Annotated in this window: 21 protein-coding genes and 2 pseudogenes; 15 read left to right on the top strand and 8 right to left on the bottom strand. The window is 66.0% G+C overall.

The features are described 5' to 3' along the window. Positions 1-24 precede the first annotated feature (24 nt). Entirely contained in the window at positions 25-399 is a 375-nt protein-coding gene (locus CA982_RS08495) for a hypothetical protein (protein WP_086534888.1), read from the bottom strand. Between the two features lie 324 nt (positions 400-723). Here CA982_RS08495 and CA982_RS08490 point away from each other — a divergent pair, with 324 nt between their 5' ends. The 5 genes and pseudogenes from CA982_RS08490 (at position 724) to CA982_RS08475 (ending at position 8,653) form a co-directional block, all read left to right on the top strand. Then, positions 724-1,116 carry an SseB family protein gene (locus CA982_RS08490; RefSeq protein ID WP_086534887.1) on the top strand — a complete coding sequence of 131 codons (393 nt, stop codon included), beginning with the start codon at positions 724-726 and terminating at the stop codon, positions 1,114-1,116. Beyond that, positions 1,113-1,760 (top strand): hypothetical protein, encoded by a 648-nt coding sequence (locus CA982_RS08485; RefSeq protein WP_086534886.1) that lies wholly within the window; start codon positions 1,113-1,115, stop codon positions 1,758-1,760. The genes CA982_RS08490 and CA982_RS08485 overlap by 4 nt, the downstream gene beginning before the upstream one ends. Beyond that, positions 1,761-2,474, top strand: a pseudogene (locus tag CA982_RS27120) (putative T7SS-secreted protein); the annotation flags it as partial. It lies immediately after the preceding gene. A gap of 1,686 nt (positions 2,475-4,160) precedes the next feature. After that, positions 4,161-8,063, top strand: a complete 3,903-nt coding sequence (locus CA982_RS26850; protein WP_244176178.1) for an RHS repeat-associated core domain-containing protein — start codon at positions 4,161-4,163, stop codon at positions 8,061-8,063. A gap of 65 nt (positions 8,064-8,128) precedes the next feature. Further along, positions 8,129-8,653, top strand: a complete 525-nt coding sequence (locus CA982_RS08475) for a hypothetical protein (protein ID WP_144066004.1) — start codon at positions 8,129-8,131, stop codon at positions 8,651-8,653. Between the two features lie 222 nt (positions 8,654-8,875). On the opposite strand, the gene CA982_RS08470 is transcribed toward CA982_RS08475, so the two are convergent. The 4 genes from CA982_RS08470 to CA982_RS08455 are packed head-to-tail and all read right to left on the bottom strand — an operon-like array spanning position 8,876 to position 12,895. After that, a complete protein-coding gene (locus CA982_RS08470; protein ID WP_086534883.1) occupies positions 8,876-10,237 on the bottom strand; it encodes an MFS transporter in 1,362 nt (453 codons plus the stop codon). Further along, positions 10,237-10,773, bottom strand: a complete 537-nt coding sequence (locus tag CA982_RS08465) for a 3-isopropylmalate dehydratase small subunit (protein ID WP_086534882.1) — start codon at positions 10,771-10,773, stop codon at positions 10,237-10,239. The genes CA982_RS08470 and CA982_RS08465 overlap by 1 nt, the downstream gene beginning before the upstream one ends. Then, positions 10,770-12,032: a 3-isopropylmalate dehydratase large subunit gene (locus tag CA982_RS08460; RefSeq protein ID WP_208617912.1), complete on the bottom strand. Its 1,263-nt coding sequence runs from the start codon at positions 12,030-12,032 to the stop codon at positions 10,770-10,772. The genes CA982_RS08465 and CA982_RS08460 overlap by 4 nt, the downstream gene beginning before the upstream one ends. Beyond that, positions 12,032-12,895 carry an isocitrate lyase/PEP mutase family protein gene (locus tag CA982_RS08455; RefSeq protein WP_086534881.1) on the bottom strand — a complete coding sequence of 288 codons (864 nt, stop codon included), beginning with the start codon at positions 12,893-12,895 and terminating at the stop codon, positions 12,032-12,034. Before CA982_RS08455 ends, CA982_RS08460 begins: the two co-directional genes overlap by 1 nt. A 152-nt stretch (positions 12,896-13,047) precedes the next feature. Between CA982_RS08455 and CA982_RS08450 the strand changes: the two genes are divergently transcribed. After that, positions 13,048-13,839, top strand: a complete 792-nt coding sequence (locus CA982_RS08450; RefSeq protein WP_086534880.1) for an IclR family transcriptional regulator — start codon at positions 13,048-13,050, stop codon at positions 13,837-13,839. Positions 13,840-13,943: 104 nt separating this feature from the next. Here the strand turns inward: CA982_RS08450 and CA982_RS08445 are convergent, their stop codons facing one another. Further along, on the bottom strand, positions 13,944-14,699 hold the full coding sequence (locus CA982_RS08445; protein ID WP_086534879.1) for a M23 family metallopeptidase: 756 nt from the start codon (positions 14,697-14,699) through the stop codon (positions 13,944-13,946). A gap of 167 nt (positions 14,700-14,866) precedes the next feature. Here CA982_RS08445 and CA982_RS08440 point away from each other — a divergent pair, with 167 nt between their 5' ends. After that, positions 14,867-15,151 (top strand): hypothetical protein, encoded by a 285-nt coding sequence (locus CA982_RS08440; RefSeq protein ID WP_086534878.1) that lies wholly within the window; start codon positions 14,867-14,869, stop codon positions 15,149-15,151. 7 nt (positions 15,152-15,158) lie between these two features. Here CA982_RS08440 and CA982_RS08435 read toward each other — a convergent pair whose 3' ends face one another. Beyond that, complete coding sequence (locus CA982_RS08435; RefSeq protein WP_086534923.1) at positions 15,159-15,764, bottom strand: TetR/AcrR family transcriptional regulator; 606 nt, start codon at positions 15,762-15,764, stop codon at positions 15,159-15,161. A gap of 357 nt (positions 15,765-16,121) precedes the next feature. Here CA982_RS08435 and CA982_RS08430 point away from each other — a divergent pair, with 357 nt between their 5' ends. The 5 genes from CA982_RS08430 to CA982_RS08410 all read left to right on the top strand — a co-directional run bounded on the left by CA982_RS08430 (position 16,122) and on the right by CA982_RS08410 (position 22,070). Beyond that, positions 16,122-17,357, top strand: coding sequence for an ABC transporter substrate-binding protein (locus CA982_RS08430; protein WP_086534877.1), 1,236 nt, complete (start codon positions 16,122-16,124; stop codon positions 17,355-17,357). 66 nt (positions 17,358-17,423) lie between these two features. After that, entirely contained in the window at positions 17,424-20,219 is a 2,796-nt protein-coding gene (locus CA982_RS08425) for a branched-chain amino acid ABC transporter permease/ATP-binding protein (RefSeq protein ID WP_086534876.1), read from the top strand. After that, positions 20,216-20,938 (top strand): ABC transporter ATP-binding protein, encoded by a 723-nt coding sequence (locus tag CA982_RS08420; protein WP_086534875.1) that lies wholly within the window; start codon positions 20,216-20,218, stop codon positions 20,936-20,938. Before CA982_RS08425 ends, CA982_RS08420 begins: the two co-directional genes overlap by 4 nt. Before the next feature lie 416 nt (positions 20,939-21,354). Next, complete coding sequence (locus tag CA982_RS08415) at positions 21,355-21,669, top strand: ArsR/SmtB family transcription factor (RefSeq protein ID WP_208617916.1); 315 nt, start codon at positions 21,355-21,357, stop codon at positions 21,667-21,669. Continuing rightward, positions 21,666-22,070 carry a VOC family protein gene (locus tag CA982_RS08410; protein WP_086534874.1) on the top strand — a complete coding sequence of 135 codons (405 nt, stop codon included), beginning with the start codon at positions 21,666-21,668 and terminating at the stop codon, positions 22,068-22,070. Before CA982_RS08415 ends, CA982_RS08410 begins: the two co-directional genes overlap by 4 nt. Here CA982_RS08410 and CA982_RS08405 read toward each other — a convergent pair whose 3' ends face one another. After that, positions 22,071-23,240 carry a DUF2235 domain-containing protein gene (locus CA982_RS08405; protein ID WP_086534873.1) on the bottom strand — a complete coding sequence of 390 codons (1,170 nt, stop codon included), beginning with the start codon at positions 23,238-23,240 and terminating at the stop codon, positions 22,071-22,073. It lies immediately after the preceding gene. A gap of 103 nt (positions 23,241-23,343) precedes the next feature. Between CA982_RS08405 and CA982_RS08400 the strand changes: the two genes are divergently transcribed. The 3 genes and pseudogenes from CA982_RS08400 to CA982_RS08390 all read left to right on the top strand — a co-directional run bounded on the left by CA982_RS08400 (position 23,344) and on the right by CA982_RS08390 (position 25,849). Beyond that, the gene (locus CA982_RS08400; protein ID WP_414964758.1) at positions 23,344-23,853 is read left to right on the top strand and encodes a M15 family metallopeptidase; all 510 of its coding nucleotides are present in this window, start codon (positions 23,344-23,346) and stop codon (positions 23,851-23,853) included. A gap of 387 nt (positions 23,854-24,240) precedes the next feature. Continuing rightward, positions 24,241-24,617 (top strand): annotated as a pseudogene (locus CA982_RS08395) (YciI family protein). Continuing rightward, on the top strand, positions 24,614-25,849 hold the full coding sequence (locus tag CA982_RS08390; RefSeq protein WP_086534871.1) for an RNA polymerase sigma factor: 1,236 nt from the start codon (positions 24,614-24,616) through the stop codon (positions 25,847-25,849). The pseudogene CA982_RS08395 and the gene CA982_RS08390 overlap by 4 nt, the downstream one beginning before the upstream one ends. Positions 25,850-26,256: the final 407 nt, after the last annotated feature.

The following is a 26,256-nucleotide window of genomic DNA, read 5'->3' as shown; positions in this document are numbered from 1 at the left end:
CAGGACATCCTCCCGCTCATGCCGTTACGCGTCAAGATCTTTGGCGCCTTGGACGTCAGTCTCGTCGATCGCCGCACCGGCGATGCGACACTGCTCAGCGAGGACACGAGCGCGTATTGCCTGACTTCTACATTCGTCAGCGAGAGTCGCGACAGATGACTGGAACATGCCGAAGAGCTGCTCGCCCTCGACGCACTTGCCGAGGTAGTTGGCGTCGATGACACCCTTGAGAAGAGCCTGTGCCTCCTCCATTGCCTCCTGCGTGTCCCGAGCCACAGCGGCGCGACGCTCCCAGTCAGCACGCTCTGATCGCAGTACAGTTTCTCGACCGTGCGGGCTGACCGGCATTTCCGGGACGGCCTGGGGCAGCAGAGAGTCGTCGGCGAATGGCGTGCTCATGGGTCCCCCTCCCGGTCACGGACCCGTGCTGGGGCCGACTCGTCGAACAGACTAGTACGACGCCGGGTCATTGTGATGATGGCTCCCGAGTTGTGGACGAACTCGCGACACACGCGCGCGGTGGCAAATTCTGGATCCACCCCACATCACGTGGCCTCGAGCGGAAACGAGATTGGCGAGTCCTTCACAGACGACAGTCGGACGGTACTCAGTCTGGCGTCACCGCGAATGCAGGGTCAACCGACCTGTGGACACCACCACGAAAGCACCTCGTTCATGATCTAGCATCAACCGGCACGGTGATGACTGCGGGGGAGTCCGGTGATGACGACATATGTCGATGAGGTGCGGGCGTATTTGTCCGGTTTCGGCGATCCACCTCGGCTCTACGATGCCCTCCGTGATGTCACACTGGTCATACCTCTCGACCTCCACGGACGCCTGTTCACGCTGGTGGAGGCCGGTATCCCGTGGATGCTGGCGTTCACGACCTCGGAGCGATTGCGCGAGTTTGCCGAACTCACCGACCGCGACCTGAACGAGGTCCGTTACCTCGACGTTCCCGGTCACTCGCTGATCGACCGAGTCCTCGACCAGGCGCGCGAACCCACTGGCCTCGTCGTCGACCCCGCGTCGCCGTCGACGATGACGTTCCCGCCGTCCCGCGAGTTGACGCCACACTGCTACTACGACGACGAGGGCGAGGTAGTCCGATGATTGAGAACCTGCATGTCGACCCTGTGGTTCTCGAAATGGCTCGCGACGGCATCAACGGTGTCATCGAGGGGCTTGCCGACACTGGCGTCGGATCGGACTACAGCGCCGCGATCGGTCGTGGTTATGGTGACCTCGACCTTGACGGCCGCACGATTGGCCATGCCGATCCGAAGACCGGACTCGAGGAGTACTGCGACCGTTGGGAATGGGGCGTTCGGGCGTTGGTCACCGGCGCAGCCCAAATCTCTATTGGCCTCGAACTTGGCGCAAGCTACTACGAGCGCGAAGAGAAGTGGGCGGGTGACCTACTCAAGAACTATGCGACCGACCTCTTCGGAGATCCTGGCCTCTCCCCGGAGGAGGTCAAGGAGATGTCGTGGGGTGAGTTGTGGAATCACCACCGAGACGCCATCACGGACCCCAAATGGGCGCTTACCCCGGAGGAGATGGAGCGGCATCGAAAGTTCGCCGAGGAAAACAGGTCGGTGGTCGACGATCTCGAGACGATTGTCCGTCACCAGCTCAACCCATCGACGTTGATCACCGACACGATCGACGGATTCAAGACCGATGGGTTCACCGCGGATTCTCCGCCCGACGCGGGCACCGAAGGCGAGCGGAGTCCGACGGGGGCGACCAACTGAATGGGTCTCTTCGATGCCCTCGAAGACGGCAAGGAGTTCGTTGGGGGACTGGTCAACGACGCCACCGATGTCATCGGTGGCGGCCTGCGCGCGATCGGGCTCGACAGCATCGCTACCGGCGTCGAGGACTTGGGCGACGACATCGCGAACTCGCTGGGCGCTATGCCCGGCGAAAAGAACCTCGAGCAGACCAAGGATCCGAAGGAACTGATACTCGGCGACCCTGCGGGAATCACCGCTCTCGCGGATAAGTTCACCGGGTTCGCCGGCGACTTCATCAAGGCCGGGCAAGGCTTGCGAGGGATCTCGGTCGGCGAATGGACCGGGTCCGGTGAATCAGGGTTCCAAGACGCGACCGCCCACCAGGTCCCGCTGTGGTTCGAAGCCGGCGACGCAGCCACCAAAGCGGCTGCTGCACTAGCCGGTTGGTCCGGGGTCATCACCTTCGCACAGCAAAAGGCCGCGGAGGCCGTCCGCATCTGGGAAGAGGGCGAGCGTAAGCGGGATGAGTGGGTCACGAAAGCCGACACCTACAACGACGAACTCGACGACTACAAGCACGATCGCCGCGACACGCCGCCCACTCACCCCGGACCAAACCCGTGGCCCGGGTACAAGGCCGAGGCAGAGCGAGTCTTGCAAGTCGGCCGCGACCACCGAAACGCCTCAGCTTCGGGGGTCAAGGCCGAACTGAGCGGCGCAGCGAACATGGCTCCGCCGATGCCGTCGGCGTTCGATCAGGCGCGAATGACTGCCACCGACGTCGGCACTGCCGGCTCTATGGCTATCGCGCACTTCGGGGCCGGGGGACTCGGCGCGGTCACCGAAGTGTTCAAAGGGCTCAACATGCTGAGCCCCCAGAACCCATACAACATCGCGAATCCTCATGAGTACATGCGCAACTCAGCGTCCATGGTCACGGGGATCGTTCATCAGGTCGCGCACCCTGACCAATTCGTGCGGAACTTCGCCGGGTCCGGCTGGTCCACCGATCCAGCATCGTCGCTGGGCAATGTTGTCGCCAACACGGCAATGGCGGCGCTTCCTGGGCCCAAGGGCGTCAACCTGCTGCCGAAGGCAGTTCGCGACGCGGCGACCCCGTCACCTAACCCCCATCCACGTCCCTCACCACATCGCCCCGACACCCCACCCGCATCGGCACCTACGTCACGCGCGCCGCACGGGTCGACGCCAGACACACCTGGAGCCAGTCCCAGTGCCGAGCTGCCAGGCCGCCATGGCGCCGACATCGCCGTCGATCACGACGCGCCTCCGGCCCCTCGAGCTGACGGTCCCGCGCCGGAAGCCCCTCCGGGCGAGCCCCCGACGCCCGCTGGCACGTCGAATCCAGCTTCCACGCCCGACGCTGCTGCACCGCCGGGCGTCGTCGACCCTCCGCCCAGCGGAGGAGCACTGGAACCGCCCGCACCGCGCCCCGACGCTGCGTCGCCGGATCAGCCCGTCGCCGGCGGACCTGCCGACGGCCCCGGCCCACACGCACCCAGTCCCGAGACCCCGGCGCCCGCTCCGAAACCTGAGCCCGGTCCCGCCCCCGTCTCGGACGGGCCGGGCTCCCCGACGCCGGCACCCGCGGACAATCCGTCAGCTCCACGAAACCTGGGCGACGACGACCCGCCGGGACCCAACCGTGGCGACACCACCACTCCCGCAGCCGCACCCGGTGGCGACCATTCACCCGGCCAGTCCACTCCCGGACACAACGCCGACGACCGCGATGGCGCACCGAACCCGACGCACCATGAACCGTCGGCGCCCAAGCCCGACGAACCCGTCGTCGACCGGACCCCAACCCGACACGACGAGCCGACGAGCGGACACCCGCCTAAAGCCGACGAACCAGCAAGTCCGACAACACCTCACACGCGACCCGACTCAGACGCGCCTGGTCCACGCCCCACGCCGGCCTCGATCCATCCCGATGCGCCGACAACTCGACCCGACGCAGTCGACTCCCCGACACGCACGCCAGAACAGGCCGACGCTCCCGCCACTGGGCCCGTCACACCGGTCGGCGGTCATCATCCGATCTCGACGCCTCATGCCACACCCGATGCCCCGCAACCGAAGCCGGGTGCGGCGCCGACGCCCGGCACTCCGAGCCGCGCGGATGCCCCCTCGGCCCCTCCGCGCGCACCCGACCACACCCCGGACCGCACGCCGCCTGCACGAACCACACCCGAGTCCACGCCGCCACGCGACGTCGATCGCAGTCGTCCAGTCCCGTCCAACGCTCATCACGTGCCTGAACCCAGCGCACGGAACGTGCCGGACCCAACGCCTCACCCGCCACGCAGCGGTCCCGACGACCGGCCGATCCCACCGACTGTGATTCCGGACCGCCCGTTCACTCCGGAACGCCAATCGGCCGCCCCACGCCCAGTGAGTCCCGACGCGCCGTCGTCGCCGCGAGACCCCGCACCCGGCAATCGACCGGACGGCGACAACCCAGACGGAACCAACTCCACCCCGGACAACGACACCGGCGAACCCAACGACGCCGGCCACCCCGAACGCACTGACGCGGACTCGACGGAACGTGCCGACACCAGCGAGGGCAACGAGTCCCCGGAGCAGTGTCGCAGCAACGGCGAGCCTGTCAACGTCGCCACCGGCGAGTACTTCCTCCCGCTGACCGACGTCGACCTACCCGGAGTTCTGCCCCTGCGGCTCACGCACCGACATCGATCGCGATACCGGTGGGGTCGATGGCTCGGACCGACGACACCGTCCACCTTCGACGCCCGCGCCATCGTCTCCGACGACCTGGTGACCATCGTCGACGCCGACGGCACCATGACCAATTTCCCTAAGCCGCAGGACGACTCCGTGTCGCGGAGTGTGAACGACACCGACTGGGAACTGCGAGCGACGGCGACAGACGGCTACCAGCTGACCCATGTCCGCACGCTCGTCAGCTGGTTCTTCATCCCGATCCCGGAGCTGAACGGCGTCGACGTCGCGGCTGGCAGCATCGCTGTCTCTGCCATGACCGACCGTCATCACAACCGGATCCGTTTCGTCTTCGACGAGCACGGAAGACCCTCTGCGGTCGAGCATTCCGCCGGTTACCGCATCGACGTGCAGTGCGATGGGTCCCGGATCCTCAGCTACCGTCTGGTTGCCGGAGTGGGCGGCGTGCCTGTCGACCAGCAGTTGTGCACCTTCACATACCATCGCGGCGATCTCGCAGCGTCGACCAATGCCGTCGGTGCGACAACCTGTTTCGGCTACGACGCCGTCGGGCGGATGACCTGGTGGCGCGACTCGATCGGGATGGAGTACTGGAACCGGTACGACGACCTCGGCCGTGTGACCATCCAATCGGGCATGAACGGAGTGTGGTCCGGGCGGTTCGACTACCAACTCCGAACGGCGGGTCCAGGATCGATCACGACCTACACGGACGCAGTCGGCGCAACGACGCTGTACGGCATTGATGCAGACAATCGGGTGCGGCAGGAGATCGACGCGCTGGGTCGGATCACTCGGACCGACTACAACGACAGTCGACAACCGATGGTGCTCAGCGGTGCAGATGGACTCTCGACGCGTCTGCACTACAACGCTTTCGGTGATGTCGAGCGGATCGTCGGACCCGACGGCGCAGCAACGGAAGTGAATTACGCGGGTCCGGGACGGCCGGGCCGGATCGTCGAACCGGGGCCGGTCATTACGCGTATCGCCTACACCGACGATGGAAGTCCGCTGACGGTGACCGACAATGCCGGCGCGGTCACGTCGTACGCCTACGACGACCACGGTGCGCTGACGTCGCACACGGATCCCGACGGCGTGATGGTTCGCTACCGCAACAACGCGGCCGGACTACCCACCGAGATCATCGACATGCTCGGCAACACGACGCGGATCAGATACGACGCGTTCGGGCGGCCGGTCGAGGTCGTCGACGCCGAGGGCGCCAGAACCACCGTCGGGTACGACACTATGGGCAACCGGACCAGTCTCGTCGCTCCCGATGGTGGACAGTCGCGGTGGGAGTACGACGGCGAGGGCAACTGCGTCGCCTACGTCGATCCCGTCGGCGCGACCACTCGATGGGAGTACGGCCACTACGACCTGCCGGTCGCACGGATCGATGCTGATGGTTCGCGAACCGCGTTCACCTACGACACCGCACGCCGGCTCGTCGCGGTCACCAACCCGGACGGTTTGGTGTGGAGTTACTCGTACAACGCGGACGGGTCGTTGCAGTCCGAGACCGACTTCAACGGCGCGACAACGACGTACGCCTACGACGCCGGCGGACGACTCGCCACGCGGACGAACGCTGCCGGGCAGGCGGTGGCATTCGAGTACGACGCCGCCGGTCGTGTTGTCGCCGAACGTTGTTCTGACCCGTTGCACCCCGACTACGATGGGGAGGTCACCGAGTACAGCTACGACTCCGCCTGGCGGCCGGAGAGTGTCGTCGGTGCGTTCGGACGGTGGCACTCGACCTACACCGCTGCGGGAATGCCGCAACTGACCGGCGTGAACGACGGGTCTACCGACTGGGTGATCGAGTCGGGGTGGACCGGCGCGGGAAGGCTGGCGTCGGTGACGACGCCGACGGCGGTCCACACCCGCTACGGCTACGACCCTCGCGGCGTGCTCGACTTCGTCTCGTCCGCGGGTCGTACCTGCGACATAACCACCAGCGCAACTGGACGCGAGCAGCGTCGGCGCTTCGAGGGCACGGCGATCGACTCGTCGTGGGATCCGGTCGGACGGCTCGTTGGTCGATCAGTTGCGACAGTCTCTGCGAATCCGGCGACGCTGAACCTCGGTTCGAGCGGACCGCCCGGCGGGGGACCGGAACGCACCGTCGCACGAGCAGAATATGCCTACCGCGCCGACGGCATCCTCACCGCTTCGACGACGACGCTCGCCAATCGCGGCCGGACCGACTACCAGGTCGATGTACTTGGGCGGATCACTGCAGCGGTCAGTCCCGCCGGCACCGAACGACTGACCTACGACGCCAGCGGCAACATCACCGGATACGGGATTGCTGACTCGCGGGCGGGGACCACGCCGGCTGACCCGCAAGACAGCGGCCAGCCCCCGCTCCCTGAGGTGCGAGGCGCTAGCCGAGCCTCGAAGGGTCCCCGCTGGCGATACGCCGGCACCCTGCTCATCGACGACGGCCGGACGTCGTACCGCTACGACCCCGCCTCTCGCCTCACCTCGATGAGTCGTCGGCGACTGTCGCGCAAACCCGATGTGTGGCAGTACGTCTGGGACGTTCACGATCGACTGCGCAGCGTGACCACTCCCGACGGGACAGTGTGGACCTACACCTACGACCACCTCGGCCGCCGCCTCAGCAAGACCAACACGGCAACCGGCGCGGTCACGCGGTTCCATTGGCACGGCGAGCAGCTGATCGAACAGACGGAGTCGGCGCCTGACGTGCTGGACGCCGAGTCCGACCTTGGCCTGAAGGCGATCACCTGGACGTTCGCGCCGAATGCGTACACACCTCTCGCACAGACGCGCAGTACAGAATTGATCACGGCGACGGACGATGCTGACTCAAGGAACAGCGCACCCGACGCGGACGTGAGCCTCAACCTCGGCTCACCTACGGTCGGCCCGTCCAGGCCCATCGCGTGGACCCAGACCGAAGTCGATCGAGAGTTCTTCGCGATCGTCACAGATCAGATCGCGACACCAACAGCACTCGTCGACCCGCACACCGGCGAAGTCGCCGGGCACTCAGCACGAACTCTTTACGGCGAGAGCACGTGGGTTGGCTTGTCAACGCCGTGGGCGTTCCCTGGTCAGTACGCCGACTCCGAAAGCGGCCTTCACTACAACCGCCATAGGTATTACCACGCGGGGACTGGGCGTTACATGAGTCCTGATCCGCTGGGACTGGCGCCCGCGCCGAATCCGCACGCCTACCCAGGGAACCCCACAGTGTGGGCCGATCCGCTCGGCCTCTCACCGACCGCAGGCTGCGGGGATAGTGAAGGCGTCGAGAGCCGCGGAACAACCGGACGAACGGAACCCCATAATCTCACCGAGAAGCTGGCCATGGAGGAGGCGATGTCGAACCCGGCGGCCGGCTTCGAGCTCCCGATCAGGATGAGCGATCCTCGGTGGCCCGACAGCGACGGATGGCGAAAGTACTCGCAGAACGTGGCCAAGATAGAAATTCACTACGTGTACAATCCGACGACGGGTATCGCCGACGATTTCAAATTCAAGAGCGCTCCTTGGCCGGGCTCACCTTACTACAAACGGCCTGACTACTGGCCAGGAAAGGGCGGCCGATGATCCTATTCTGCAACTCAACTTACTCTGACGATTCACAGTCGAAGCGGCTCGACTTTAGCCTGTCGGTGAACAGTGCATATACGGGCGTCGCAATGGTGATTTCTGAGAGCGTGTCGTATTTCCTCGTACGTAATGACTCGTTCGTTTGCACTTGGGTGCCCGCCAAGTACTTCGATGCATCAGAATTCGACACTGCGTGGCGGTTTTCCGCCGCGTGGGGAATACGTACCGACCGAACCGACGACGGATGGTGGCGAATCGCGGTGGCCCGTCGTGAGTTATTGCCGCATATCGATACGCTGGCAGACTCGCTGACACTCGACGATCCCCACCGCGCTGAATTGGTGGACGTTGCCATCCGATCGGAGACTGCACGCGACTCCATCATCAAGACCGTAAATAGTCTGGCATCCGGATCGAGTTCTTGGCTGGAAGTGTCCAATTGGGCCTTGGAGCAGCTGGATACCGATCGCGAGTCTGGTGTTTTGTACAGCGATATAGAAATCGAAATACTGGCCGAGCTGAGCACCCTGGACGAATCGCAGGCTGACTCGGACGAGCTCTCGAGACGAATTATTGACCGCATATAGTAAGCACGTGCGCATGTCGCGAGCGTGTTGTCGACTGTGCTCACCCATGACACGCTCCGATTGACACGGCGACACCGCCCGTCGACGGAGGGTGCTTGATTGTCTCCAGTTGGTAGCCGTACGAATGTCCACTCGGCGCAGACGACATGAGGCAACACCAACCGGCGAGGCAGGTTCAAACGAACCCGCCTCGCCAACTGAATCTTCCGACAAGAACCGCGCTTACACAGGAAGTGCAGTCCTGTTGGTCTCACGAATGGCAAGCAGCGTGACGGTACCGATCAAGCAGACGCCGACGACCCAGTAGGCGGGTGCCATGGCGTTTCCTGTCGACTCGACGAGCTGGGCCGCGACATACGGCGCGGTCCCGCCCGCGGCGATGGTGCCGATGTTGAACCCGAGCGAGACACCGGTGTAACGGGTGGCTCGGGGGAACAGCTCGGTGAAGAGCGGGAACGCAGGAACCTGCACGACTCCGTTGAGCGTCATGTAGACGAAGTAGACGAGCCCGACGACCACGATGCTGCCGGTGGCGCCGAGAATCATGAACGCGGGGAACGCGATCACGATGTAGGCGATGTATCCGAATAGCAGCACGGGTCGACGTCCGAAGCGGTCGGTCATCATGCCGCTGATCGGGAACGTCGCGCACGCCAACGCGATGGCGATCGCCGATGTCCAGTAGACGGAGTCCTTGCTGAAGCCGAGGTCGTTGATCAGGTAGACGTTGAAGTACGTCAATCCGATGTATCCCGAACCGTTCATGGCGATCGCGATGCCGACCACCTTGAGTACCGACCTCGGGTTGTTCCGCACGACGTCGAGCAACGGGCTCTTGGCGACCTCCTGCTTCTCGGCCATTTCCTCGAATTCCGGTGTGTCCTCGAGCTTCATGCGCACCCGGAGGCAGATCAGGGCGAGTGGAAGTGCGAGTAGGAACGGGATCCGCCAGCCCCATGACTCCATCTGTTCGTCGGTGGTCAGGAGGGTGACGAGGCCGACAACGGCTGCTGCGACGGCGAATCCGAGCGTCGAACCGATCGGGGTGAACGAGCCGAAGAAGCCGCGGCGGTGTGCCGGGGCCGACTCGGCGATGTAGGTGGCGGCGCCACCGACCTCACCACCGGCGGAGAATCCCTGGGCCAGGCGCACCAGCACCAGCAGGATGGGCGCCAGGACACCGATCGACGAGTGTGTCGGCAGCAGACCGAGGATGCCGCATGCGATACCCATACAGACGACGGTCGCGACCAGTGCCGAACGCCGTCCGCGACGGTCGCCGAGACGGCCGAAGAAGATGCCGCCCAGTGGCCGCGCCACGTATGCGACACCGAACACCGCAAGCGTAGCGAGAATCGATGTAACAGGGCTGTCCGACGGGAAGAACAGCGGTGCGATCACCACGGCGAGGAAGCCGTAGACGGCGAAGTCGTAGTACTCGATCAGGGTGCCGACGCCACCGGCGATCGCGGCCCGCCGCGCCATGGCCGGCGACTTCTGCGGTTCGCCGGCTCGATGCGGGTCCGGCGGCATTGCACCAGGAGATCGGTCGTCGGCGCGAGCGGGCTTCTCCACGTTGGTCATCAGGGCTGTCCTTGTCGTGCGGGCGAGTGTTCGGCGAGCAGGAGCTGATACGAGCCGCCTGCTTCGATGATCTGGATGGTGCGGGGGTTGGGCGGGGCGCCCACGAGTTCGTCACCGGCGGAGGTCCGCAGCGTTGCGGTGCGCCAGTCGAGGGTGACCGGTTCGTCGACCGACACGGCCGACGACACACCTGGGATGGTGATCAGCGGCATGCCGTTGAACGTCTCACCCCGCCAGAAGCCGGGGGAGAAGGACTCGGCGACGATGGCGGAGATTCCGGCATCGCGCAGCGCCACCATCGGTGGGTAGTGCGGATGGCCGTAACCGAAATTGCGTCCGCCGACGATGATGTCGCCGGGACATACGCGATCGGCGAATCCGGGGTCGTAGGCGCTCATGCACACGGTGCGCAGGTGGTCGGGATCGTAGGACTTGATGTTGGAGACGCCGACCACCAGATCGATGTCGAAGTCGTCGCCGAAGATCCACGCCACCTTGCCTTCGATTGAATCGGGTGGCGGCGGGTAGGCGCTCATCGGACCGACTCCGCGATGGAACCGCTGACGGCGCTGGCGGCGACGGTGTAGGGCGACCCCATGTAGATGTTCGCCTCCGGGCTGCCCATGCGCCCGTTGATGTTGAGCACACCTGTCGAGATGCAGTTCTCGCCGGGCTGTAACGGCTGCTGATAACCGAAGCAAAAGTCGCAGCTCGACATGGCGATCGTCGCGCCCGCCGCGCGAAGGACGTCCAGCAGACCCTCCTTCTCGGCCTGGTCCAAGACCTCGCGGGACGTGGGTACCACGTTGAGTTCGACGGTCGGCGCGACCTTCCGGCCATCGAGGACCAGTGCGGCCGCGCGGAGATCCTCTATCCGGCCGCTGGCACACGAACCGATGAACGCGCGGGTGATCGGCGTGCCTTCCAGTTCACGGGCGGTGGCGGTGTTGGCGACTCGTGCCGATCCCGGCCGAACCACCTTGGGCACGAGTGCATTCAGATCGATGGTGTACCGCGCGGCATAAACGGCATCGGGATCGGGGTGGACGGGTTCGAAATCCGTTCGCGCGACCTTCCGCGCGTAGTCGAGCGATAGCTCGTCGAGTTCGAACACCGCCGAGACAGCACCCGTGAACATCGCCATCCCGCACAGGCCTTGCCGATGATCGATCTTCATGGCCCGGGCCCCTGGCCCGCCGAACTCCATGACTTGGTGGGCGCAACCGTCGGCCCCGACCATCTCGATGATGGTGTGGACGAGATCGCGGCTGTCGACGCCCTCGGGGAACTCTCCGACGAGGTCGAACCGTGTGGTGGCCGGGATGTCGAGGTAAATTTGCCCCGTCACCCACGCCTCGATCAGGTCCCGCCGGATACCCCAGCCGAGGGCGTTGAATGCGCCCACGCCGCTGATGTGACCGTCGAAGTGCACGAGGAAGTCACCGGGGATCGCGAGCCCCAGTTCTGCCGTGAGCTGGTGGCCGATGCCCTGCGCCTCATGCAGTTCGATGCCGTAGAACGCACACCAGTCGCGCGTTACCTGGTGAACCTCCGCCTCGCGCTCGTTGCCCTTCGTCAGCATGTGATCGATGAACACGACATACCTGCTCGGGTCCTTGAGCTCGGTGATCCCGAAGTCGTCGCGCATCTGCTTGAACATGACATCGGTGTACCCGGGGAAGTCGTAGGCGATCATGCGTGACGGGCGAACCGCATGATTCTCCCCGGCGCGCACGGACTCGAGGCCGGTGGCGCGGGCGAGGATCTTCTCGGTGATGGTGTGGCCGATCGTCATCACCGCGCCGCCGGAAGGTACTTGCGCTGCATGGCCTCGACCTCGCCGAAACCGATCAGATCGACGAATTCGTGGTGCGGAAGCGCATCGGCGCTGACCTGAGCCGGGGCTTCGCCGGCAGCAAGGCGTCGAAGAGTGTTCTGGGCTGCTCCGGTGACCGCCATCAACACCTGGGTGGGTAGCAGTGCGAGCCGAACCCCGATCTGGTCGAGCACTTCCGGGGTGAACTCACGTTCGGTCCAGGTCGACGCGGTGAGGGTCGCCATCAGGGGTACCCCGACCGCTGAATGACAGCGCTCCCATTCCTCGACGGTCTCGAATGACTTGGTGACCGGCATGATCATGTCGGCTCCGGCCTCGACATACGCGTGAGCACGACGAAGGGCCTCGTCACCGCGAGCGTCGGTGCGCGCGATGAGCAGGACATCATCGGGACTCGCGTCGCGCACGGCACGGATCTTTCCGGTTGCCTCCTCGACGCTGACGAGGTCGACGGGATCCCCGACGCAGATCGGGCACGACTTGGGCGAGACCTGGTCCTCCATGAACATCCCGCCGACCCCGGCGTCGACGAACTTCGACGCCGTGCGGGCCGCGTTGACCGCGTTGCCATACCCGGTGTCGATGTCGGCGACCAACGGAAGCGACGACGCCGAGCGGATCGTTCGCACGGCCTGCAGATTCTCGGACATCGTGTATAGCTCGGCGTCGGGTAGTCCCAGCGCAGCTGAAACGGCGAAGCCCGACGCGCACAGCGCGCTGAACCCGGCCTGGTCGGCGAGGCGTGCGGTCAACCCGTCCCAGACGCCCGGGGCATAGACGAGGCCTCGCGTCGTGAGTTCCTTGAGCGAGGGTGCGCTCATGTGATCATCTCCGTTCCGTACTGCGGAATGCATTTCGCATCTCGATACGAGACGGTAGGGTGGGCTGGATCACATGTCAAGGCGCCTGAGGCGATGCCCCTTCGTAAGATGTCCGAGACGGTCGCCCAACTACCCGGAAGCGAGACACGCTCGTGGCCACGCCCGCCGATTCCGAGACCCCTACGAGCCGGGAAGTCGTCGGTGCCGTACTGAAGGCCTGCACGCTGCTCGAGCACTTCAGCGCCGACCGGCCGACGTGGACACTGAATGAGCTCACCTCGGCCAGCGGGATGAACAAGACCACCGTGCATCGGCTCATGGCCACCCTCATTCACGCCGGGTGGATCGAGCGCTCCGACGGCGGCGCCTATCGCGTCGGCCTGCGGGTGTTCGAAGTCGGCTCGGCTGCGTTGAGCGAGCTCGACATCCGGTCCGCGGCGAGACCTTTCATGACCGACCTGGCGAGCGACTTCGGGGACACCGCCTACCTCATGGTTCCCGCCGAACAGGGGGCGGTCTGCATCGACCTCGTGGAGGGGAACAGCTCGCTCGTCGTCGCCGGTATCTCGGTGGGCACCGTCCTGCCGTATCACGCGGCAGCCGGGCCGACGGTGATGCTCGCAATGTCGGATGAGTTGCGTGCGAGGTGGATTCGCGATCAATTGCCTGCGTTCACCGATCGGACCCTGACAGATCCGGCAGATCTGACTCGCCATCTCGACCGGATTCGCGAGATCGGTTACTCGGTGAGCGACTCGGACTATCTCGACGGAGTGGCGGCAGTGGCCGCGCCGATCACCGACCGGTCGGCCGGCCTGATCGCCTCGATCAGCATCGGCGGCCGCATCGAGGGATTCGGCGGAGAGGCGTTGTCGGAGAAGATCGATCGCGTCCGCGACGCCGCGGCTCGGATATCCACGGTTCTGCAATCGGTACCACGCTGACGGTCCGTGGGAGCGCATCCGATCGCAACGCCGACAAGTGATAGACGCAAACGATCCCACCGACTGAGCCGGTGGGATCGTGGGTCAGAACAGGCGAGCACCCGTCACGGGTGAACCCCACGCTTGTTGAGCCATGCTTGGGGGTCGATCTTGGTGCCACTCGCGTTCCAGACCTCGTAATGCAGGTGGGGGCCGGTGGACTGGCCGCGGTTGCCGACGGTTGCGATCTTCTGTCCGGCGCGTACGTGCTGGCCGGGGCGGACGAAGCTCTCGTTGACGTGTCCGAAGACGCCGACGGTGCCGTCGTCCTGCTTCACGCGGACCCACTGGCCGAAGCCGGAGGCCGGGCCGGACTCGAGGACGACGCCGTCGGTCACGGCGTAGATGGGCGTTCCGACTTTGTTGGCGATGTCGACTCCGTTGTGGTGGGTGCCCCAGCGCGGGCCGTACCCCGAGGTCACGGTGCCGCTGACCGGCTTCACGGCCTTCTTGATACCGGGGAGGTCGGAGCTGCCCGGGCCGAACGCCGACGGCGGCAGGACGTCGCGAGCGAGATCGTCGATCTGGGGCGGCAGGACCAGACCGGCCGGGAGCTTCACGTTGTCGGGCAGCGCGATCTTCGGCGCGGGCGGGGGAGCGGGCTGCGCCGACGCCTGTGCTGCGGTCCCGGCAGTCAGGCCGACCGCACCGACGAACGCGGCGAGAGCACCTGTATGAAGGGCGGTGCGGGTGGCGGAGCGCGACGTGGCGCGATGGCGTCCGGGGCGCCGAGTACGCGACGTGGAGTCGAGCAGGGCGCGGGTGGCGGGACGCGTCGTGGTGTCGGTGGTCAGTCGGTGTTGAGGCACAGCGTTGTCCATCTCAGATTGGGTAACAGTTCGGTATCGGCAAGGACACGGCGAAGTTACCTCGTGAGACTTAAGCAGACCCTGAGAGGCCGGTCCGGACCCCCGCGACACCGCAGGTGAGCCGCCCAACGAGATCCCGGTCACACGGGGCGCCCAAACGGCATGGCACCGTGGAAACCATGCCGGAGCCCGAGCACACCCCCGACGGCCACCACATCGTCGTCAACGGCCGGAAGTGGCGGGCGACGGATCCGCTGATCCCGGACGAGCGCCGGTCCGAACTGCAGTCGATCCTCATGGCGTGGCGTCGGGCCGTGAAACGGTCGAAGGGCGCACCCGAGTCACGTCAGGGCGTCCAGGCGGCGAAGATCGCCCTGGGAGAACGCGGCACCCCGTGGTGGGAGCAGACCGACGACGAACGCCGCGAACGGTGGGAGGCCGACGTCGCCCGCCCCGACGATTGACCGGCGCCTACCGCGGCAGCAGCGACTCCGCGGCGTACCGGCCGGCGCGCTCGAAGCTCTCGCTCACCTCGAAGCCGGGGTCGATCTGCCAGTACCGCATGCTCGACACATAGATGGCCGCCACCATCTGGGCGAGAAACTCCGGCGGATGATCGGTCCGCACGTCCTGCTGTTCGACGCCGCGCTCGATGAGCCGCAGTACCTCCGAGGTGAACACATGGCTGCGTTCGCCGAGTGTCCCGGACATCGACGAGATCCGTTCGATCTCGCTCGTCACCGTCCGCATGTAGTCCGGGTCGGCGACCGACGACCGCGCGAAATCGACGAACACACCCACCACGCGCTCATACGTACTGAGTGGCTTGCCGAGCATGGCATCGACGACATGCGAGAACGTACCCATCAGCTGCCCGTACAGCTCGGTGAGCAGATCGTCCTTGCTCGGGAAGTAGTTGAAGAACGTCGCCCGTGACACCTCGGCACGCTCGGCGATCATCTCCACCGTTGCAGCGCTTCCCTCGGAGGCGAGGAGTTCGCGCGCAGCGATCAGCAGGCGCTCACGCGTCTGCTGCTTGTTGCGTTCCCGGCGGCCGAGGGCCGGAGCTTCGGTCAATGTGGTGCCTTCCGTGCGGGCGGGGCGACCCCGACCGACCAATTCTTGCATTCCGCCACCAAAGTTTGGATGGTCGTCTAACTTTTGCCTCTGAGTCCAGTGTGAGTTCGTCGGCAGCACGTCGACGAGGCCACGCGAGTCGACCGCGGGGGGTCTTCCGGCGCCGGACCGACGGTTGATGCTGCCGTGGGCGTCGATCGCCTGGAGTGCCGAGACTCATTGCAGGACAAATTATTTCGAAACCATTCAGTGGCGACGAGCCGCCGGTTACAGTCGCCACCGAGTCATCAAATCCGACATTTCGTCCGTCTCCACAGCGGGGCGGCGGTTTGTCGAATCACGATCGAAGGGGATCGCATGAAATCACCCAGTGCACTCAGGCGTGTGCTTCGGACCGCGACGGTGATCGGCTGTTCCGGGGTGCTCGCGCTCGGAGCGCTGACGGCCTGCGCCGACGACAGTTCGGAGAGCTCGACCGCCGGCGAGACCAGCCAGCTCCCCAGCAATCCGGCCACGGGCGACCCGGTCAAGGTCGGCCTGATCGTCCCCGAGGGCGGCGCGGTGACGACGCCGATGGTGCGGGAGGGCAGCGAAGCCGCGGTCGAATACCTGAACAACAACGGTGGCGGCATCGGCGGTCACCAGATCGAACTGGTGGTGTGCAAGCAGCAAGAAGAGCCTGCGTCGGCCACCAAGTGCGCGAATCAGATGGTGGAGCAGCAGGTTTCGGTCGTTGTCTCGCCGCTGGGCGCGCAGGGTGCGGTCATGCTGCCGATCATCGCCGGCGCCAAGATCCCGTTCGTCGCCCAAGCTCCGGTGTCACAGGCCGAGATGGCGACCCCTGGCTCGTTCATGCTGTCCGGCGGGATCGTCGCCGTCCTCGCGGGACAGGCCGCGACCGCGGCCAAGGACGGACTCAAGAAGGTCACCCTGATCATCGGTGATTCCGGTGACGCGGCCGCGTCGGTGAAAGCACTCGGCGATCCGATGTTCCAGCGTGCCGGCGTGGCTCTCAACGTCGTCACCGTGCCGGTCGGCGCCGCGGACCTGACGCCGCAGATCACCGCCGGTCTCGCCGACAACCCGGATGCGGTCAGCATCCTCGGCGACACCCGCCAGTGCATCTCGGTCCTCAAGACGCTGCAGACCGTCGCACCGGACGCCTCGAAGTACCTGATCGCCAGCTGCCTCGATAAGCCCGTCCTGGACGCCGTCGGCAACGAGGCGGTCTCCGGCGCCAAGGCGTTCACCACCGTCAACCTCAGCTCCGACGACCCGAGCGTCACCCAATACCGCAGCGTGATGGCGCAATACGCGCCTGACACCGACCCGGCGGGCCTCGCCTACATCGGGTACCAGGTCATGACCGCTCTCGGCGAACTGACCGGGCTCGAGGGCACCGTCAGCGCCCAGACGTTCACCACCGCACTGTCGCAGGCGAAGAACGTCCCGCTTCCGGCCGCACCCGGCATCACCTTCACCTGCGACGGCAAGGCCTTCCCGCCGCTGACGTCGCTGTGCAGCAAGGCGATCCTGGTCAGTGACGTGACCGCCGACGCCAAGCTCGAGAACACCGTCGTCACCAACAACTAGTTCCTCTGCAGATCGGGGGTCGCGTCCGCGCGACCCCCGATCCCCGCACTTCTCAGTGGGAGTTCCATGACCGACCATCTCGCGTTCCTGGTCCTCGGCCTCGGCAACGGTGCCGTGTTCGCCGCCCTCGGCCTGGCCCTGGTGATGACGTTCAAGAGTTCCGGTGTCGTCAACTTCGCCACCGGAGCGGTGGCGCTGTACGCGGCCTACACGTACGCCTTCCTGCGCCAGGGGGAACTCCTCAACCCGATACCCGGCTTCCCGTCGACCATCCCGCTCGGTTCTGACCTCGGAGTCGCTGCCGCACTGCTCATCTCCGTGGTCGTCGCTGCCATCCTCGGTGTCATCCTGTACTTGCTCGTGTTCCGCCCGATGCGGGCAGCGCCGTCCCTGGCCAAGGCTGTCGCCGCGATCGGTCTCATGCTCGTCATCCAGGCGCTCATCGCGCTCCGGGTCGGCGAGAACGCACCCAGCGTCGGACCCATCTTCGAGGTCGACACGTTCACGATCGGCTCCAGCGCCGTCCCGACGGACCGTCTGATGCTCGCCGTGGTCATCGTCGGCCTCGCCATCTGTGCGGGACTCGTGCTGCGCTACACCCGCTTCGGTGTGGCGACGGAGGCCGCCGCCGAATCCGAGAAGGGCGCGCTCGTCACCGGGCTCTCGCCGGACCGCATCGCGGTCGCCAACTGGGCGCTCTCGTCGGCCACCGCAGGACTTGGCGGCGTCCTCATCGCGCCGATCGTCCCGCTGAACCCGGTGGCCTACACCATGTTCATCGTGCCCGCGCTCGCGGCGGCCCTGGTCGGCAATTTCACCGCCATCTCCATCACGGTGGGCGCCGGACTAGTCATCGGCATGCTGCAGTCCGAGGCCACCAAACTCCAGACCTCCTGGGACTGGATGCCCGATGCCGGCGTGGCCGAGGCGGTCCCGCTCATCCTCATCATCGGTTTCCTGCTCATCCGTGGGCGTCCACTTCCAGGACGTGGCGCGGTCACCCGCAACGACCTCGGCCGGTCGCCCCGACCGAATCACCTGGTACTTCCCGGGGTCGTCGGTGTCGTCGTCGCTGTCCTCGCACTCGTCGCCACGTCCGGCAGTCTCCGCCTGGCGGTGATCGCGACGATGATCTACGCCATCATCGCGCTGTCTCAGGTGGTCGTGACCGGGTACGCGGGCCAGGTGTCACTCGCCCAACTGACCCTCGCCGGTGTCGGCGCCTATGCCCTCAGTCGACTCACCGAGGACCTGAACGTCCCGTTCCCGATCGGCCCGCTGCTCGCGGCCTGCGTGGCGATGGTCATCGGCGTGATCGTCGGTCTGCCCGCGCTTCGGGTCCGTGGACTGCCGCTCATGGTCGCGACCCTTGCGCTCGCCGTGTTCTGCGAGGCGTTCTGGTTCCGCAACCCGTCACTCAACGGCGGATTGCAGGGTGCGCCTGTCGAATCCCCGTCGCTGTTCGGCATCGATCTGGGAATCGGTGCAGGCGAGGGGTATCCGCGCATCGCGTTCGGCGTCCTGTGCCTCGTCGTGTTGACTGCGGTGGCGTACGGGGTCGCAGTTCTACGACGCAGCGGGCTCGGCGCGTCGATGCTGGCCGTCCGCGCCAACGAGCGGTCGGCCGCCGCGGCCGGGATCAACGTCGGCGCAACCAAACTCATCGCCTTCGCGATCGCGTCGTTCCTCGCCGGGCTGGGCGGATCGCTGCTGGCGTACCAGCAGACGCTCGCCACGGCAGGCAGTTACACCGTCTTCGCCGGCATCGGGCTCTTCGCGGTGTTCTACATCGCCGGCGTGACCTCGATCTCGGGAGCGATCCTCGCCGGCATCATCGCGCCCGGCGGGGTGATGTACTTCGCCGCCGACAAGTACGGTTCCTTCGGCGACTATTACATGTTGATCAGCGGAATCCTGCTGGTACTCACCGTGGTCACCAGTCCCGATGGCGTGATCGGCTATCTGCACAGAATTCCGCTGCCGGGCCGACACCGAGCGCCGGTACCGCCGCAGGTCGCCGACCAGACCGCACCGACGACTCCCGCACCGTCGTCGACCAGCGGCAAGATCCTCCTCTCGGTTCGCGATGTCACCGTGCGCTACGGCGCGGTGACGGCGGTCGATCGCGTCGGCTTCGACCTGCGCTCCGGCGAGATCGTCGGCCTGATCGGACCCAACGGCGCCGGTAAGACGACGCTCATCGACGCCATCAGTGGTTTCGCGAGCGCCGACGGAACGGTCACTCTCGGCGGCACAACCCTCAACGGCCTTGCACCGCATCGACGCAGCCGCGCTGGGCTCGGCCGAACTTTCCAGGACATCGAGCTCTATGGCGAGTTGTCGGTTGCCGAGAACCTGGCGATCGCCGCGCGTCGCGCACCGGGCGACACGGCCGAGAACGTGCGCGACGTCCTGCGAATGCTGGAGATCAGTCAACTCGGCGACGTTGTCGCCGCTGATCTCTCGCAGGGGCAGCGGCAGCTCGTCGCGGTGGCACGCGTGCTCGCCGGTCAACCGGAGGTCGCACTGCTCGACGAGCCGGCCGCCGGACTCGACAGCACCGAGAGTCGCTGGCTGGGGGAGAGACTGCGCGCCGCGCGGTCGCACGGTGTCTCGATGGTCCTTGTCGATCACGACATGGATCTGGTTCTGAGCCTGTGTGATCGGGTCATCGTCTTGGACCTCGGCTCCGTCATCGCCGAGGGCACCCCGGACGAGATCCGACGCTCACCGGCCGTCGTCAATGCCTACCTCGGTACGCCGTCGTCAGCCGTTGCCGGCACCGACGAGGCCGAGGACTCCTCCACGCTGAACGGTGCTGTCTCCGAATCCCATTCGCCGACCAAGGAGATGACACCGTGACTGTGCTCGAATGCCGCGGCCTGGACGCCGGCTACTCGCGCGGCAAAGCCTGCGTCCACGGTCTCGATCTGTCCGTCGACGCGGGAGAGATCGTCGCACTGCTCGGACCGAACGGGGCCGGAAAGACAACACTGCTCACGACGCTCGCCGGTCTGCTGCCGAGCCTGGGCGGTGAGGTCAGCGTCGGCGGCCAGGCGGTTCGCGCAGGTGATGCACGCGCAGCGGTTCGCGCCGGACTCGTCCTGGTGCCCGACGACCGGTCGCTGTTCAAGCAGCTGACCACGCGGCAAAACCTCCAACTGGCCATTCGACGACGCGGGGCGGCTCGGACCGAAGCCGTCGACCGGGTGCTCGACCACTTCCCTTCTCTCCGTGCGCGGCTCAAGGTCGCCGCGGGTGAGCTGTCCGGGGGAGAGCAGCAGATGCTCGCCATCGGACGCGCGCTGTTGCAGCAGCCGAAGGTGCTGCTGATCGACGAACTGAGCATGGGACTCGCGCCGATCGTCGTCGAATCGATCCTTCCCGTTCTCCGCGAGGTCGCCGACAACGATCGCACCGCGGTGGTTCTCGTCGAACAGCATGTCCGGCTGGCGCTCGACACCGCCGACCGCGCGGTCGTCCTCGTCCATGGCGAGATCGAGCTCACCGACTCCGCGGCCACCCTCGCGGGTGACATCGGACGGGTCGAAGAGGCGTATCTCGGGAGTGCTGCTCACTAGCGTCGGGGAGCTGCCGTCCCCTGCCCCGCACCCCCTCTGCTCCCTAATCCGAAAGAACCACAAACCCACTGGTCCCTGAGGTGCGAGGAGCGTAAGCGACGAGCCACGAAGGGCCTGGTGAGACGCGTTTCGGAGCCCTTCGAGGCTCGCTTCGCTCGCACCTCAGGGAGCAGGAGTGGGGCCGCAGCGATGCAGTTCTTTCGTGGTCCATGACGGCCGTCAGGCCGCAGATACTGAGGTGTGAGGAGCGATAGCGACGAACCTCGAAGGGCATCGCGAGGCGCCTCACCAGCCCTTCGAGGCTCGTCGCTCGCGCTCCTCGCACCTCAGGGAGCAAGGGGTGGACACCGCAGGGAGCGGTGGGGGTCACTCTTCCGGCTCGGGGAGCAATGGCGAGCGCGGCGGCAGCCGTTGACATGCAAGTGGTCACTTGCCTATTGTCAGGTGTGGCCGATGTGTTCCATGCGCTCGATGACTCGACGAGGCGGGCAATCCTCGACGAGCTGGTCGAGCGGGACGGTCAGACGTTGTTCGAGATCTGCGGTCGTCTCACGTCTCGGCGTGGGTTGAACCTGAGCCGACAGGCGATCTCGCAGCATCTGGGTGTCCTGGAGTCGGCCGGCCTCGTCCACACCGACAAGCGTGGACGCTCCAAATTCCACTACTTCGACCCCGCACCGCTCGGCGAGATCACCGAACGGTGGCTTCATCCACGGAAGGGCCCGCCATGAAGCTCAACATGATGTCCGTCTTCGTCGACGACCAGCGCAAGGCGCATCAGTTCTACACGGAGACACTCGGTTTCGTCACGGGACACGACATCCCGCTGGGGGAGAACACGTGGTGGCTCACCGTCGTCTCGCCGGAGGAGCCGGAGGGAACCGAGTTGCTCCTCGAACCGGCCGGGCATCCCGCGGTCAAGCCCTACCGGGACGCGCTCATCGAAGACGGGATCCCGTTGGCGCAGTTCGGTGTCGACGACGTCCAGGCGGAGTACGAGCGGTTGCGCGGACTCGGCGTTGAGTTCACGCAAGAGCCCACCGACGTCGGCACCGCCGTGGTCGCGGTGTTCGACGACACGTGTGGCAACCTGATCCAGATCGCAGCGGTGAAAGACGCTGCGTCGCAGTGATCACTGCCGGGTCGTGAGCGGCGACGGAGCGGTGACCGGCGCTTCGAGCGGAGGGATTTCGATCACGCGGTTCGGCAGTTTCACCGTCGACCGGTCGACGAGTGTTGTCCACTCGCCGATGTTCTTCGCCCTCGCCTTTCGAGACCCGACGTCGTCGCTCCACCGGCTCAGAGCGGGCGCGGCGATGAGTAACGGGGTCGCCTTGTCGTTCTCCACCTCGAGCCGTCGCGACTGCCCGCGGTGACGAACGGTCGTGCCGCGCACACGGAGCGATCCGAACGCGATCTTGAAGGCATTGACGATGCCGTACGCGGCGTTCATCGACTTGTTCGTGGCGTACTTCCGGTCCGACAGGTCGATGGGGTAGCGGATCGGGGTGAAGCGGTCGTACGAGAACTGCAAGCCGGCGAGCGCCGCCTCGCGCACCATCCAGGAGAGACTCAGCTCCGAGGGTTCGGCGATCGCCAGACCACCGCCGATGTCGGAGTGAACGCCCTCGAACCACACCTGCTTGACATCGATCTTGCCTTCGTCCTCTTTCTTGACCTCCCACACGCAGGGGTCGAACGTGAGGCGCCGTTCGTCGATGGCAAGAGCCTGCCGAGCGATCGAGACGTTCTTGCCGAGCGTCACATCGTGGAACTTGTGCTTGACGCGGGTGATGCCGGGGACTCCCAGCGCACCGACGGTGTCGAAGACCCCGATGAACTTGACCGGAACCTGGGTACCCGGAGTGTGCGCCGGCCGGTCCGTCGGCTTCATCCGGTAACACCGCAGGACCGTCTCGAACAGGTTCTCCATCGGATGGCGGGCCAGCTCGAGCGGCGTGACCAGGCCGATGTGCCAGATCATTCCGGCGAGACTCCGCGCGGTGTATGCGCCGCGGCTGAATCCGAAGACGAAGATCTCATCACCGGGCTCATGGTTCAGGGCGAGGAAACGGTATGCGTCGATCAGGTTGGCGTCGAGTCCTCGCCCGAACGCCCCGCCGATGAGGCGGTCCGACCAGCCGGAGCCGGTCCCCACGCCGTTCACGTAGTGGACCAGTTGCACCGCGCCGTCGTCGGCGTCGGTGGTGACGGCTCGGGCGATCTTCTCGACATTCGAAATTCGCGGATCCTTCGACGACTTCCATGTGCCGTCGCAACAGACCACCAGACGCTTTTTCATTGTTCCGACCCTCCACAGGCTCGCACGCGGCCCACCCACATAAAACGGTAGTGGCTCCGACGGTCCGATGCGAGAGGCGTCGGTCGTACGGTTTACTGCGGTCATGAGGTTCATGGACGTCATTGCGCACCGAGTCGTCGGCATCTGCATCGCTGTCTTCGGCGCACTGCTGATCTCAGGACTCGGTGCCCCGCCGGCTGATGCCGCACCGCCGACCGCCGGCCTCGATCCTGTTCTGGCGACGGCGTACCAGCAGGCGTCGAACACCGCTCGCGCGCAGGGGGTTCCGTTGTGGATCACATCCGGAAAGCGAACAGACGCCGAGCAGCGCCGGCTATGGCGAGACGCGATCGCGACCTACGGCAGCCCGCAAGCCGCCCGGCGCTGGGTCCTGCCGGCAGAGCAATCGCCGCATGTACGCGGCCAGGCCATCGACGTCGGCCCCCGAGAAGGTGCCGCCTGGCTCGAACGCACCGGGAACCGCTGGGGCCTGTGCCGGACGTTCGCCAACGAGTGGTGGCACTTCGAAGTCGCCACCGCACCCGGCCTGCCGTGTCCGGCGATGTGGCCCGACGCGGCGGTCCGCGCCGACCGCCTCGGCGGCCGATCGTGACGACCCTTCGTGACGGCCCTCCGCAAGCTCCGGGCCTCCTCAGGGACCCGGGGGCACACGACCCTCCGCACGCTCCGGGCCTCCTCAGTATCTGCGGCCTGGCCGTCGTGGACGAATGAAGAAAACCCTCGTGAACGTCCCAAAAGAATGCTCCCTGAGGTGCGAGCGAAGCGAGCCACGAAGGGTGTGGCAACGTGTCTCGCCGGGCCCTTCGTGGCTCGTCGCTTGCGCTCCTCGCACCTCGGGGAGCAGGGGTTATGCGCTTGTTTCGGATATGGGGCAGCGGTAATCGAAAAACGATGTGCCGAATGTGTCGAACGGCGCTCGGCATGCTCGTCATCACTGCACACGGACCGACGAGCGGCCCGCTGGACGAGAGGCCAGATCATGCATTACTCGCTGCTGCTGCACTACCCGGAGATGGACGCGTCGACCCTCGGTGACGAGGCCATCGCACAGGGGCAAGCGGCGTTCGCCGCCTACACCACCGCGCTCCAGGACGCCGGCGTGCTCGTGAGCGCAGAGGTCCTGCAGCACTCGGATGTGACGACGACGCTGCGCAAGGTCGACGGTCGGCTGGTGGTCCAAGACGGTCCGTTCGCCGACACCAAGGAACAGCTCGGCGGGACCGTCGTCATCGACGTCGACGACCTCGACGCCGCCATCGAGTGGGTCGTCAGGCACCGCCGATCGAGTGGGGAGTGGTCGAGATCAGGCCCGGCGCGACCTACACCGTCGACGGCGCCTGGACGCCCAACGCATGACCCGACGAGACGCGCACACCACCGCCGAACACGCAGCCCGCGAGTCGTATTGGCGGTTGGTGGCGCTTCTCGCCGCAGCGTCGGGGGATCTGACTCTCGCCGAGGACGCACTGGCCACCGCCTTGGAACGGGCACTGGTCACGTGGTCGTCCGAGGGGGTGCCGGCGAACCCGGAGGGATGGTTGCTCACCGTTGCGCGTAACCAGCAGCGCGACGTCTGGAAGTCGGCGGCACACCGCACGTCGACGCCCCTCGACAGCACGCCGTCTCCTGGAGCACACGCTGTGACCACCTTCGACGATGTGGACCCCGATGCCATCCCCGACAAGCGGCTGGAGTTGCTGTTCACCTGTGCTCACCCCGCCATCGACGCAGCCGCCCGCACCCCGCTGATGATGCAGGCGGTACTCGGCTTCGAGGCGGCGGAGATCGCAGCGGCATTCGTGGTCGCGCCCGCGACGATGTCGCAGCGTCTGGTACGAGCGAAGCGTCGTATCCGCGCGGCGCGGATACCGTTCGTCGTTCCCGATCGTGCCGCCATGCCGGAACGCCTGCCCGCCGTCCTGGAGGCCGTCTACGGCTGCTTCGCCATCGCGTGGAGCGACGCGGATGGCGCCGACCCCGACCTCGTCGAGTCGATGGCGGGGGAGTCGCTCCACCTGGCCGTCACGCTCGCCTCGCTGCTCGACGAGCCGGAGGCCTGGGGTCTGGCCGCGCTGATCGCCCTGTCGTTGTCGCGGGCGTCCGGCCGCGACGGCCCCTTTGTTCCGCTGGCGGAGCAGGATCCCGCCACCTGGGATGCGGCGCTCATCCGGGACGGGGAGGCGATGCTTCGGCGAGCCTCATCGTTCGGTCGACCACACGGCCGCTTCCAGCTCGAAGCGGCGATGCAGTCCGTCCACGCGGACCGGGCTCGAACCGGTGTCGTGGACTGGGCCGCACTGTCAGCACTGTCGTCTGCGCTCGTCGCGGTTGCACCGACGCTCGGTGCGCGGGTTGCTCACGCTGCGATCCTGGGGCGGGCGAGTTCTCCCGGCGACGGACTCGCACTTCTCGACGGGTTGGGCAGTGATGCCGTGGATTTCGCGCCGTTCCATGCGGCGAAGGCGGATCTGCTCGTGCGAGCCGGCCAGAGCGACGCGGCGCGTGAGCACTTCGCGCGGGCCGCTGCGCTCACGAGTGACGAGCGCGCGCGGGAGTATCTGCGACGTCGCGCGGGTGAGTTCGCGTAGCGACCGTCGCGAGCCCGGGGCCGTTGTCATCGGAAGGATGGAAGGTCGCGGAATCACGACGGACCGGCGGACGCTTCTCCCTTCGCTGATACGACGGAGATCGACGCACAGTCGACACAGATCGGTGCACAGTCAACGAGAATCGGCGCACGGTCGACGAGAATCGGCGCCCAGTCGACGGAAAGAGACGCCCAGTCGACGGGTTTTCGTCCGGACCGCACACGTCCGGCCACGGCTCGCGGAGACAACGAGTCCGCATGCTGCCCCTGAAATGCCCGAGGTACCCAGCAAACGGCGGGAATGCCTGAATCTGGCAACGCGGACGACCTAATGTGTGACACGGGACACAACAGTGCCGAACCCTCGACGAGGGCGATCACAACGGGTCGAGTCCGCTCGACGAATGG

Origin of the sequence: Gordonia lacunae (genome assembly GCF_002149015.1) — a bacterium.
GTDB lineage: Bacteria > Actinomycetota > Actinomycetes > Mycobacteriales > Mycobacteriaceae > Gordonia > Gordonia lacunae.
Note: the sequence above shows the minus strand (reverse complement) of the source record. Positions and strands in the feature narration are given on the sequence as shown.